This window comes from Leptolyngbya sp. DQ-M1, assembly GCF_039962505.1.
Classification (GTDB): domain Bacteria; phylum Cyanobacteriota; class Cyanobacteriia; order Leptolyngbyales; family Leptolyngbyaceae; genus Leptolyngbya.
This window is the reverse complement of sequence record NZ_JAMPLJ010000003.1, coordinates 138207-149915: the sequence shown is the minus strand read 5'-3', so window position 1 is coordinate 149915 and position 11709 is coordinate 138207. Positions and strand designations below refer to the sequence as shown.

General features: G+C 48.2%; 11 protein-coding genes. 5 read left to right on the top strand and 6 right to left on the bottom strand.

All coding sequences use genetic code 11. The features are described from left to right. Nucleotides 1-34: 34 nt before the first annotated feature. Nucleotides 35-229: a hypothetical protein gene (locus NC981_RS10470; RefSeq protein WP_190377525.1), complete on the bottom strand. Its 195-nt coding sequence runs from the start codon at nt 227-229 to the stop codon at nt 35-37. A 111-nt stretch (nt 230-340) separates the two neighbouring features. After that, the gene (gene cax, locus NC981_RS10465) at nt 341-1414 is read right to left on the bottom strand and encodes a calcium/proton exchanger (RefSeq protein WP_348243222.1); all 1074 of its coding nucleotides are present in this window, start codon (nt 1412-1414) and stop codon (nt 341-343) included. Nucleotides 1415-1763: 349 nt separating this feature from the next. Between cax and NC981_RS10460 the strand changes: the two genes are divergently transcribed. From NC981_RS10460 to NC981_RS10445, 4 genes are all read left to right on the top strand, one after another. Next, nucleotides 1764-2267: an HMA2 domain-containing protein gene (locus tag NC981_RS10460; RefSeq protein ID WP_348242785.1), complete on the top strand. Its 504-nt coding sequence runs from the start codon at nt 1764-1766 to the stop codon at nt 2265-2267. A gap of 337 nt (nt 2268-2604) precedes the next feature. After that, on the top strand, nt 2605-2976 hold the full coding sequence (locus tag NC981_RS10455; RefSeq protein ID WP_348242784.1) for a hypothetical protein: 372 nt from the start codon (nt 2605-2607) through the stop codon (nt 2974-2976). A gap of 201 nt (nt 2977-3177) precedes the next feature. Next, complete coding sequence (locus tag NC981_RS10450; protein WP_190377565.1) at nt 3178-4431, top strand: FtsX-like permease family protein; 1254 nt, start codon at nt 3178-3180, stop codon at nt 4429-4431. A gap of 344 nt (nt 4432-4775) precedes the next feature. Continuing rightward, a complete protein-coding gene (locus NC981_RS10445) occupies nt 4776-5573 on the top strand; it encodes an ABC transporter ATP-binding protein (RefSeq protein ID WP_190377528.1) in 798 nt (265 codons plus the stop codon). A 303-nt stretch (nt 5574-5876) separates the two neighbouring features. Here NC981_RS10445 and NC981_RS10440 read toward each other — a convergent pair whose 3' ends face one another. Both NC981_RS10440 and NC981_RS10435 read right to left on the bottom strand, forming a co-directional pair. Continuing rightward, nucleotides 5877-6500, bottom strand: coding sequence for a methyltransferase domain-containing protein (locus NC981_RS10440; RefSeq protein ID WP_348242783.1), 624 nt, complete (start codon nt 6498-6500; stop codon nt 5877-5879). A 1-nt stretch (nt 6501) separates the two neighbouring features. Beyond that, nucleotides 6502-7659, bottom strand: coding sequence for a site-specific integrase (locus NC981_RS10435; protein WP_348242782.1), 1158 nt, complete (start codon nt 7657-7659; stop codon nt 6502-6504). A gap of 220 nt (nt 7660-7879) precedes the next feature. On the opposite strand from NC981_RS10435, the gene hemH reads away from it, so the two are divergent. Beyond that, nucleotides 7880-9046, top strand: a complete 1167-nt coding sequence (gene hemH / locus NC981_RS10430; RefSeq protein WP_348242781.1) for a ferrochelatase — start codon at nt 7880-7882, stop codon at nt 9044-9046. Between the two features lie 39 nt (nt 9047-9085). Here the strand turns inward: hemH and NC981_RS10425 are convergent, their stop codons facing one another. Further along, on the bottom strand, nt 9086-10387 hold the full coding sequence (locus tag NC981_RS10425) for an ATP-binding protein (RefSeq protein ID WP_348242780.1): 1302 nt from the start codon (nt 10385-10387) through the stop codon (nt 9086-9088). Nucleotides 10388-10573: 186 nt separating this feature from the next. Next, nucleotides 10574-11704: a DNA-processing protein DprA gene (dprA, locus tag NC981_RS10420; protein ID WP_348242779.1), complete on the bottom strand. Its 1131-nt coding sequence runs from the start codon at nt 11702-11704 to the stop codon at nt 10574-10576. Between the last annotated feature and the right edge of the window lie 5 nt (nt 11705-11709).

The following is an 11709-nucleotide window of genomic DNA, read 5'->3' as shown; positions in this document are numbered from 1 at the left end:
TCATGACTTAGGAGCCACTGCAAGTGGCTCCTCTTTATCGTTGTGTGCCGCTAAAAAGTTCAGCCAGCCATTGCGTCATCTCTGTCATCAAGGTAGCTAGCCATTCTGCAATGTATGTTTGTGCCATTTCTGCAATCCAGCCAACTACAAATTCAGAGAAGAACTGTGCGATCGTCGCTACAATCACTTCTACAACAAATTCAGTAATCCAAACAATAATACTGCTCACAATTTCACCGGATGAATGGTGTACAAGTCACTAGCTTTCATTCAAGCAGAGATTAGCATTCTAGAGCGTTACAGCTAGGTTTCTCGCTCATCAGATTCAATAGAGCTTAATTTAGGGATGAAAATAGAATGCTGCTCCCACTGCTGCATAAGTTACAAGTAGCATTGCACCTTCGAGCCAGTTGGACTTACCATCGCTGCTAATCGAATTTGTTAACAGCACTGCGATCGCCACCGCTAATACTTCAAAGGTATTGAATTCTAAGTTCATCGGCTGTCCTAGAAACCGCCCAATAATCACTAACAATGGCGCAGCGAACATAGCAATCTGTAAGCTCGAACCCATTGCCACGGCAACAGATAAATCCATCTTGTTCTTAACAGCAAACGTTGCGGCTGTAATGTACTCAACTGCACCCCCAAAGATGGGAATCAAGATGACACCTGTAAACAAATCGGTAAATCCGAGTGTCGAGATTGCCTTCTCTAAACTCGAAACCAGCACCTCAGACACAAACACCAGCGCGATCGTACACCCTAACAACACTCCCACTTGTCGCCATAGCTGCGATTTGTCCTGGCCTTCAAAGACGTGCTCAATTTCAGTATCTGCAATCTGATAGATATGACTGTGCGTTTTCATCGAGAACAACAGCATCAATCCGTAAAAGAGCAGTAGCAAAACGGAAAGAACTAGAGAAAAGTCATTTAGCGTCTTTTCCTGCAAGCCGCTAGAAGTAAGATGAATTGCCGCAGGGGTTAACAAGACAACTAGCGCTAGATTCAGCGATGACGCATTGAGCCGCGCTACCGTTGGCTGAAAGCTTTGTTCTTTGTAGCGAAGACCACCTAGCAGAGTTGCAAGTCCCAGTGCTAGGAGCAAGTTTGCCACGATCGTTCCTGTGATACTGGCTTTAACAACGTCCACTAACCCCGCCCGCAATGCCACGATCGACACAATCAGTTCTGTCGCATTTCCAAAGGTGGAATTGAGCAAGCCCCCAAAGGTTGGGCCAATCACCTCAGCAATGCCCTCAGTCGAATGAGCAATTCGCGCCGCCAGTGGAACGATCGCCAATCCTGATGCAATAAACACCAGTACCGGATTTAGCTCCAGCCGTTCTGCAATTAGCGCGATCGGGATAAATACCAGGAAAGAAAGTAATACCAAATCTTTCTTGGACATCTTTGAGTCTTTCGCCACGGTTGTCATGCTTTTGACCTCTGAATCTGCCATTCTGACTTTTGAATATATTGAGGAATTAGAATCGTTGAATCAAGCTAGGAAGAGATGAAATTCAATCTGAGGTTGGGACGTATCGAGTTGTATCAGAAATTTGTCCTGTCCATTATTACGCAGATTAAATACACAGGCTGGAACTGTTGGTTTCCCTTAACAGATGCCCTGCATAATAGACTTTGGTGAATATTAACTTTGGTAGATATTAATTTTGCAATCAGTGTGTCTGCTCTAGGTTTTTTCTCTAAAAGCAGCAGGCTAAAATGTAGTCAACTGACGTTAGATTACAACTCCTTTGGAACCAGTAAGATATCAAATCGTTCATTCGATCGCTGGACGTATTCGCATTCGAGTGCCCTGGATCGAATCCGATCCACAGGCAAGCAGCGATTATCAACGCTTAATTGAAGAATTGAGCGGAGTTAAAACAGTGCGAATTAGTCCACTAGCGCAGTCGATCATTGTGGAATATAACGCTAGGGCGATCAGTATTTCTAAAATGGCAGAGTTAATGATTGCCTTGATGCAACAAGTGAAGCTAACTCCTCCTGCTGATGCCTCAACTGTTGAGCAGGAGCCGTCTTCTGAATCTGCTACCCCCGAATCTTACGAAGTCAGTGATCCAGAGCCAACCCCTGAAGGCTCAGTCCCACCAGAATCCACCACAAACCACTCGACCCTAAAGCACCCTTTTGTAGATGTAGATATAGAGCAAAGTTCTGCACCACTGCCCTCTGAACCAAAACCAACCTTCATTCCTGAGATTCCTTCACCGTGGGATGAAGACATTTCAGGATAAAGTGCGACATCAACGCCAGAAGAACCAGAACCGACGATCGACACACCTACACCTGCTCCAAGTTGTTCGACTGCCTCACTTGCTAAACGCTTAAAGGTGGCTTCGCAAGCCATCACCCGTCGGTGCACCAAATCAGATTTTGCACAAATCAGATTTTGCACAATGGACACAGGTACAAGACCCAGAAGGGATTGCATAGCACTATGACGAACACGATCGCTCATTTCGTTTAGTCGCATCTACACCCTCACAAATCGAATAGCGAAGTTTTAAGCAGACCACCAGCAAACGTATTTCCAAAGCTACAATCAGTATCTCAGTTTGGATTGAAACTCCTATGTCAACCTTGCTTCCGATCATCAGTATGCCGGGATTGCCAGAAGCGCGAGTTACTTTGGACAATCAAGGCTGGATTCCGCTTCCACAGTTGCAAACTCGTGACACCACTGTTCATGCGTTTTTGTCGGTGAATCCGCCCGCGAATGCAGAGGAAACATTCTGGTTGGCAGTGAGAGAGTGTTTAGTCGCTGCCAGTGCAAGTGCAATCATTGCAGGGACGATGACAGGCGGAATTGCAGCACTCCCCACGTTTATGCGTGTGTTCGGAGTGAAGGCAGCAACCAAAGGACTCGAATTAGTTGGAAACCAATTTCAACTCGTCACGAAAACAACATACGGCGAGTGGAACGCTTATGTTGGCTTATCTTAAGTGAGACTCCAAACCCGCGTGAAACTTCTGTTGCACAACTTTTTGAACTTGATTGCTCCTACTCGCCTAAAGGGAACGGTATAACCAGGAAATTGGTCGTACCATTTACTGTAGATTCTCTGATCCATGACCGTTCAACTCGATCGTTCTGCTTCACGCCGTGTTTGCGCTGTCCGACCCACCCTGCTGCCTCTCCGTCCTATGGCTTCGATCGCCCGCAAAAATCTGTTTGAGGACATTCCGCGCTTCCTAGTTGCTCAAGCTGGCATCGTCTTCGCTGTCAGTCTCGTGACGATTCAGGTTGGAGTGTTGCGCGGATTCGATCGCTCCGTTGCTCGACTGGTGGATCAATCCAACGCCGATCTTTGGGTCGCTTCCAAAGACATCGTGCATCTAGAACTCTCTTCTCCGATGCCTGCCCAACGAGTCCAAGACGCACAAAAAATTCCAGGGATCGATCGTGCCGAAGCCTTGATGATCCGAACGAGCATTTGGCGCGACAGTACTGGCAAGATCAACCCGATTCGGATTTTCGGCTTTGACCCAAACAGCCGCATATTTGCGGGATGGCAAGTGAACCAAGGAAGCCTCTCAGCCCTGAATCAGCCCTACACGGTCATGGTCGATTCTAAGAGCGTGAAAGCATTAGGACTGAATCAGTTAAACGATCGCGCTACGATCGGAGCCTTTAATGCCTTACCTGCACAATTTGTCGGCACCACAGAAGATACGCAGTCGATCGCTTCGAGTTCTTTCATCTACACTTCTTTAGAAAACGCGAATGCGTATGGGATCGGCGGAGCCGATACCGGAGTGACCTGTACTCGTCAGGCAGCGGGCGAAATTGCCTGTTTGAACCAAAACCCAGGATTCAATAATCCAGTTGCCAATCCCGCTTCTCCACGTCGCGTCAACGTTCAAGATCCAATCTCTTTCGTTCTCATTCGCGCCAAACCGGGACAAGATCTCAACCAGCTAAAACAACGACTCGAAGCTACCCTACCGAATACCCGCGCTTTTACTCAGTCCGAAATTGCTAATCTCACCCGCTCTTATTGGACAACGCGTACCGGAGTTGGCTTTATCCTCGGACTCGGTGCCACGGTCGGCTTTATTGTCGGGATGGTGATCGTCGGACAGATCCTCTATTCCTCGGTTTCCGACCATATGCGCGAGTTTGGAACTCTCAAAGCAATGGGCGCGTCAAACTGGGTAATCTACAGCGTGATTCTAGAACAAGCGCTCTGGATGGCAGTCTTAGGATACATTCCCAGTATTGCCCTCTGTCTTGGATTGGGTGCGTGGACACAAGCGGCGCAAGGCATCATGATTTTGATCACGCCTGCGACGGGAGCCGGAATGTTTGTATTAACCGTGGTGATGTGCGTTGGATCAGCCTTGTTTGCAGTACAAAAAGTGACCAGGGTTGATCCAGCGATCGTGTTTAAAGCGTGAAGTGGACGAATTTTCCCTGAAACTACGGGGATCAGCGTAAAATCTTCAATAATCTCTTAGATTCTTAACGGGAAGATGGTACTTCTTTTCATGCACTCTCGACATTTGTACACACAACTGTCACATGAATTCATCCGATCGCGAAATTTGAACTTCTAAAATGTATCTAGAGTCTAAGCCTCTAGAGGATGAAATCTTTGCCTCACCCTAACTATGGTTGGAGTAGAGATTTTCACTTGCCTCAGGCTTAGTGAATTGCCCTCCCTGTCACAATTAGAACGTTTTCGACACCGCTCCCCACACTTTATTTCTTCTCAACTGTTTTCCTACCGTCTGTTAAAAGAATGACTGCAACTTCGATTGATTGGATGTTTCGTACTGAGGAGCGGGCGATCGAATCCCGATCCGGTAGTTTGGAGCGGGCGGATAGCGCGATCGCTGCCTCTGGGGTCGAAATGGTGTACCAGACGGGCGGGGAGCGCTATCAAGCACTTAAACAAGTAGATTTGTCGGTACGGTGCGGTGATATTCAGCTTTTGATGGGGCCATCGGGATCAGGCAAAACTACGCTGCTCTCGATTCTGGCGGGGATCTTGACTCCAACTGCGGGAGCGGTGCGTCTCATGGGTCAGGAGATTACCAAGCTCTCCGGTTCTAAGTTAGCCCAATTCCGCCTGGAGAACATCGGCTTTATTTTCCAGGGGTTCAATCTATTTCCAGCCCTAAGCGCGATCGAGAATGTTGAAGTTGCGCTCAATCTCAAAGGAATTCGAGGTAAAGCAGCCCATCAGCAAGCGATGGAATTGCTTGAGCAGGTTGGACTCGCTGATCGCGCCAATCGCCAACCGCGAGACCTCTCTGGCGGTCAGAAACAGCGCGTCGCGATTGCGCGTGCTCTTGCAGGCAATCCTGCTCTCATCATGGCAGATGAGCCAACCGCCGCGCTCGATTCTCAAAATGGTCATGCCGTAATCGAACTGCTGCGATCGTTGGCAAAAGAGAAAGGACGAACGGTACTCATCGTGACGCATGATCCTCGAATTGCTGATGTTGCTGACCACATTGCTTATCTTGAAGATGGCATTTTGCAAAGTGACGGTCAATCGACCGTCGATTATTTTCGAGAAAGTTTGAGTCGATAACTCAGCATTTATTTTCGAGAAAGTTTGAGTCGATGACTCAGCATTTTGGGCGGGATTTTTCTCCCGCTTTTTCCTTTATTCAATTCGGCAATAACCTATCTTCAGGTAGATCGATTTCGTAGGTCACACGTTGTAGTTTATTCATGTGAGCGAAATGCAAGAAGACCTCTTCCAAAGCATCGAGATCACAAGCTGTTTCTATAATTCCGTCCTATAAGAAAAAGTTGATTTATCGAAAAAGCAATTTGCTTTTTCCTAACCCTATCTAAACCATAAGAGCGCTACCCAACGGTGGCGCTCTTATTATTTCTGCGCTTGGATGACCTGTAAACTTCCCCCTGCATAAAGTTGGTAAAACTGCACGTTGAATCCGATTTCTTGTAACAATTCTTTAAGGTCTAAATTGATTAATTTCCAGGCAGTTTCTGTCTCAAATAACCAGAAAAATAGAGCCAATCCAGGAACAAAAATTGGGTTCGTTGGTGCATGAAAATCAACCATCGTAAAGACACCACCCGGTTTTAGAACCCGATGAACTTCCTGTAAAATTTGGCGTAATTGTAACGGCTCCATTTCGTGCATTGCAGCACTGGTATGAACCAGATCAAACGAACGATCGACGATCGGCATTTTTTCCGCAAATGCTTCTATGTATTCCGCTTCGGGGACGTTTTGCTGGGCGCGACGAATCGATAACGGTGAGGCATCGAGTCCGGTAACTTGGCCCGATCGCTGCACCAAAAACCGCGTGGTCTGACCGCTACCACAGCAGAGATCAAGAATTTTCGTTTCTGGCTTGATCTCAATGCCCGTTAATGCCAACTGCCGAAAACGCGCTTCTCCACCCACGCTCAATGCGGCAACTTTTGAAATTCCGTCATACAGCCACTGATATCGATAGCTTAAATCTCTTAAAATCGTTGCCATTTCAATTCCCTTTGCGTCTTCTCAAAGCGTTATCGACCGCTTGCTGCTGATCCCGCTGCGTAATCCACTGATGATACGTCCGCGTGTGAACGAGTACCGAATGTCCCATCATTTTCGCAGCAACCGTATCGGATAACCCAACGTGAATCGTTCTCACTGCCCAAGCATGACGCAGATCGTAAGGAGAAAAGGGTACTCCGTAGCGGCGAAACTGAGCTGTTACCCGTTGCCCCACCTGACGCAAAGTGGTTTTACTTAAATCGGTTTCAACCTGCGGCAATTGAATGTCTCTCAGGTTAAATGCCTCAATCCACTCTGGATAAAATGCCCACACTTGATGGCTTCCGGTTTTCGTCGTCGGCAGCACTTCGATCGAAGTCTCCCCCCGCTCTAGCCCTTTAAAGTTGCAGTAGAACACCTCATGATTTCTCAACCCAAATGTCGCCATGATGGCGTACACAAACCGCCAAGCTGGATTCGGAATTTTTTCCCAAATTGCCAGAATTTCTTCGTCTGAAGGCAATTGACGCGCTTGGGTCTGACCTGCACCATATCGCCCGGAGAGCGTTTTCAGATCAGTCGGAAGTTTGAGGTTCAGAAATTCAGCAAACGCGCCCAAAGCCGTACAGCAGAGTTGGCGACTGCGCGAATGATTTGCAGTGGAGTGAATCGTTTTATAAAGGACTTCCGTTAGCGATAGGGCGGGAGCATCTACCGCGATCGTTACCAGTTTTTTCAGATAAGGGGCGTATGCACTTGTCCAAGTCGTTTTCGTAGCAGCGGGATTGAGCGATCGTTGCGGCTGCTCGAAAAAATACTGCTCAAACGCATCAATCTGCTGACTTAGAGATTGCTGACTTAAGCGTTTGCCGTCGGTAAAACTGAGATATTCCTGCCAGTCGAATTGATTCTGAATGAGCTGGGCAGCAACAATTTTTGCTTCCTGCTCGATTTGCTTGAGTCCGGCTGGAGTTGCCGGAATTCCTAAGCTGAGTCGCTGTTGGTGTGGACGCAAGCGTGAACTTCCCGGACGCGGTGGCAGCGTTCCCCGCAGCGCCAATCGGATGCCTCGCCTCTCTACCTGAAATCCCAATTGCGCGGCTTTCAGTCGCTGATTGGCTTGAGAAATTTTTGCATCTAGCGCCTCTAAATCTGCCATACCTGAACTATGCTAAGAAATGAGAATCAAAAGAATTTCATGTTAAAGGATTTTCATCTTATGCTGAGCCAATCTAATTGTTAATTAAAGTTGACATTTGTATGGATTACTTAGCAGTTTGAATTTTCCTTTGAGTTTGCTTAGACTTGCTTCAACGGGTAAGGGATTTTATTGTTAAAATCGGTAACAAAGCTGAGAAAAAAAGGGACATAACATAGCTATGGGTCGCGTAGGAGTCTTACTGCTAAATCTTGGAGGGCCGGACAAGATCGAGGATGTGCGTCCCTTTCTTTACAACTTGTTCGCCGATCCGGAAATTATTCGACTACCGTTCCCGTGGCTTCAGAGTCCACTCGCCTGGTTAATTTCGACGCTGCGATCGAAAAAATCCCAACAAAACTATCTCCAAATTGGGGGTGGCTCTCCGCTGCGCCGCATTACCGAAGAACAGGCGCAAGCGCTTCAAGAGCAACTCCGCCAGCGCGGTCAAGAAGTGAGCGTCTACATCGGAATGCGTTACTGGCATCCGTTCACCGAAGAAGCAATTTCCAGAATCAAACGCGACCAAATCGACAAGCTGGTAGTTCTGCCGCTCTATCCTCAGTTTTCGATCAGCACCAGCGGATCGAGCTTCCGGCTCTTAGAGCAACTTTGGGAAGAAGATCCCGCCCTGCAAAAGATTGACTACACCGTTATTCCCACTTGGTACGATCGTCCCGGCTACCTGCAAGCAATGGCAGATTTGATCGCTCAAGAACTCGATCGCTTCGAGCATCCAGACGATGTTCACGTTTTCTTCAGCGCTCACGGTGTTCCGGTGAGCTACGTTGAAGAAGCAGGCGATCCCTATCAGCACGAGATTGAACAGTGTACTGCGCTGATTATGAAGACGCTCGCTCGACCCAACTCCTACACCTTGGCGTATCAAAGCCGGGTCGGCCCGGTGGAGTGGCTCAAACCCTATACCGAAGATGCGCTCGAAGAACTCGCGGAAGAAGGAGTAAAAGATCTCGCAGTTGTGCCGATCAGCTTTGTGTCTGAGCATATCGAGACGCTGCAAGAAATTGACATGGAATATCGCGAAGTTGCGGAAGAAGCAGGCATTGAGCGATTTGAGCGAGTTCCGGCTCTCAATACGCACCCAATCTTTATTGGCGAGTTAGCCACGATGGTTACGGATGCGCTGAATGCGCCGTCTGTCCATTTCTCAGAAGTCGCTCGCCCTCAGAAGCGAGTGAAGATGTATCCCCAGGAAGGGTGGGAATGGGGCATGACCACCTCCGCTGAGGTCTGGAACGGACGAGTCGCGATGATTGGCTTGATTGCCTTGATCATTGAGATGATTCTTGGTCGTGGCCCGCTCCACGCTTTTGGACTGCTCGGCTAAGTTATAACTTAATTCTTCTTAGGCCATGACTTAATTTTTCTATAGGGGAAGCTTGATCGTAAATTCTGTTCCCACACCCGGAGCAGAATTGCATATCAGGCTTCCCCCGTGTTTTTCCACAATGATCTGATAGGCGATCGCGAGTCCCAGTCCTGTTCCTTTACCAACGGGCTTAGTGGTAAACGTTGGCTTGAACATTTCCTGCTGCACCGTTTGGGACATCCCAATGCCGTTATCTCGAATCCGAATGACCACCCGACCCGCCTTTAACTCTGTCACAATCTGAATTTGATGGGGATTCGCGGCGATCTCTGCTGGATCTTTCGCGCGATGGGACTCATCGATCGCATCGATCGCATTTGCCAAAAGATTCATAAAAACTTGATTTAACTGTCCTGGATAACACGGTACAGGCGGAATGTCCGCGTAATTACGAGTCACCTGAATCGCAGGGCGTTGCGAATTCGCTTTTAGGCGATGCTGAAGTAGTAAAAGGGTACTGTCTATCCCCTCCTGAATTTGCAGAGCAATCTCGTTTTCGCTATCGTCACGGGAAAAAACTCGAAGCGACTGGCTAATGTGAGCAATGCGATCGGCAGCAACCTGTAGGGTCTTGAGCAGGTGGATTAAATCGGTTTTGAGATATGGCAGATCGATCGCTTCGGCATCTTGCGCGATCTCAGCTACAGGGTCGGGATAAACCTGGTGATACAGCGCTAGATGATTGAGCAAATCCTGGACATATTGCTGGGCATGGGCAAGGTTTCCAGTGATTGAGTTCAAAGGGTTATTAATCTCATGTCCAATCCCCGACACCAGTTGACCGAGCGCGGACATTTTTTCTTGCTGAATTAGTTGTAGTTGAGCGGTTTGTAATTCATCAAGCGATCGCGAAAGTTGGGCGGTTCTCTCAGTCACACGCTGTTCTAATTGCTCGTTCAGTTCCTTTAGCTGACGGGTTTGCTGTCTCAGCCTGAGATGAGTTCGCACACGAGCGAGAACTTCGGCTTGCTGAAACGGCTTTGTGATGTAATCGACTGCTCCAAGTGTCAGCCCTCTCACTTTATTTTCAGGCTGGGTACAAGCTGTAATAAACATGATCGGAATTTCTTCCGTGGTCTCACTGGATTTGATGCGATAGCAGGTCTCAAATCCATCGATTCCCGGCAGCATTACAGCTAACAAGATCAAATCAGGGACAACCTCGCTTAGTTTGGTGATCGCGTCTTCGCCGCTTTTTGCAGCTAAGGTTTCGTATCCAGCGGTCTCCAAGACCTCCAGCAGAACGCACATATCTGTCGCGTTGCTCTCCACTATTAAAATTAGATTCTGTTCCGTCATGCTGTTAAAGTAGCCCGATGAAGCTATTTAAATCGTTTGGTTATCGCAAACTTCTGCCCATTGTAGGATTTTTTCTACAGCGGCGAGATCAGCTAAACTTCCGTATTTTTGTTTAAAGTTCAGAGAAACTGCCGACTTAAACCAGCAAAAATACGTCAATGAGTCCTTTGTCTCAACGAGCTCTTTCTACGATCGCACTTGATACCGCATTCCAGGAACTTGAGTAACGAGCCCGATTAGCTCTAGCTGTAACAATGAACTGGATACGGTTGCAGTAGACATCGCTGCGGTTTGAACAATGAGATCGAATGGAGCCGAAGCGTAGTTAGATTGCTGAGCGATCGTCGAGATGGCTTGTAATACTTGCGATAATTCAGGCGCGAGATCGAGCAGAGGGGGCTGTGTCGATTCGGGTTCTCTCGTTTGATCGAGCGCTGGAATCGCTCCGATCGCTTCAATCAGTTCTGATTCACCCAAAATGATCTGAGCGCCCTTGCTCATTAGCGCTAAACAGCCGCCCGATCTGGGATTATCAAGACTCCCTGGAAGCGCATATACCTCTCGACCGTACTCGTTTGCCAGGGTTGCTGTGATCAGTGCGCCTGATTTGATCGGGGCTTCCATCACTAAGACTGCACGAGATAAGCCCGCAACGATGCGATTGCGCCGGGGGAAGTGAGCGCGATCGGGCTGGGTTCCAGCAGGATATTCGCTCAGAGCCAGTCCGGTTTCAAGCAGTTGATCATACAGGCGGCGATTTTTGTAGGGGTAAACTACGTCTACGCCTGTTCCAAGAACGGCGATCGTTTGACCCCCTGCTTCGAGGCAACTGCTATGAGCTTCAGCATCAATGCCGTCGGCTAAGCCCGACATCACAATAAATCCGTGCTGCGCTAGAGTTTTGCTGAGTTTGCGAGTCCAGCGTCTGCCATAGTCGGAGGGTTGGCGAGTTCCGACGATCGCAACGGCGCTTTGGCGATCGAGGTCTCGAATTAAGCTCAAATCACCTCGGTAGTAGAGAACCGGGGGCGGATCGGGAATTTCAGCGAGGAGCTGTGGATAATCTGGATCAGCAGGCGTGAGAAAGTCTTGAGTTTCGTGGTCTTGCAGGAGGCGATCGACCTGAATTTGATGACGATGAGCGCAGATGGCGATCGCGCTTTGCTTTCCGATACCTTCAACTTCTGCTAATTCTTCTGGTGTAACCGTCCAAGCGGTACTCAAACTGCCAAAATGAGTTTGAATTCGCTTTTGCAAAACGGCTCCGACTCCTGAAACCTTTGACCAAGCTAACCAAAATGCGCGTTCTTCACTCAAGGAAT

What these genes read in the sequence shown, in the direction of transcription:
- cax (WP_348243222.1), bottom strand. Translation starts at nt 1,414, where the DNA reads ATGTCCAAGAAAGATTTGGTATTACTTTCTTTCCTGGTATTTATCCCG.
- NC981_RS10455 (WP_348242784.1), top strand. Translation starts at nt 2,605, where the DNA reads ATGTCAACCTTGCTTCCGATCATCAGTATGCCGGGATTGCCAGAAGCG.
- NC981_RS10450 (WP_190377565.1), top strand. Translation starts at nt 3,178, where the DNA reads ATGGCTTCGATCGCCCGCAAAAATCTGTTTGAGGACATTCCGCGCTTC.
- NC981_RS10445 (WP_190377528.1), top strand. Translation starts at nt 4,776, where the DNA reads ATGACTGCAACTTCGATTGATTGGATGTTTCGTACTGAGGAGCGGGCG.
- NC981_RS10440 (WP_348242783.1), bottom strand. Translation starts at nt 6,500, where the DNA reads ATGGCAACGATTTTAAGAGATTTAAGCTATCGATATCAGTGGCTGTAT.
- NC981_RS10435 (WP_348242782.1), bottom strand. Translation starts at nt 7,659, where the DNA reads ATGGCAGATTTAGAGGCGCTAGATGCAAAAATTTCTCAAGCCAATCAG.
- hemH (WP_348242781.1), top strand. Translation starts at nt 7,880, where the DNA reads ATGGGTCGCGTAGGAGTCTTACTGCTAAATCTTGGAGGGCCGGACAAG.
- NC981_RS10425 (WP_348242780.1), bottom strand. Translation starts at nt 10,387, where the DNA reads ATGACGGAACAGAATCTAATTTTAATAGTGGAGAGCAACGCGACAGAT.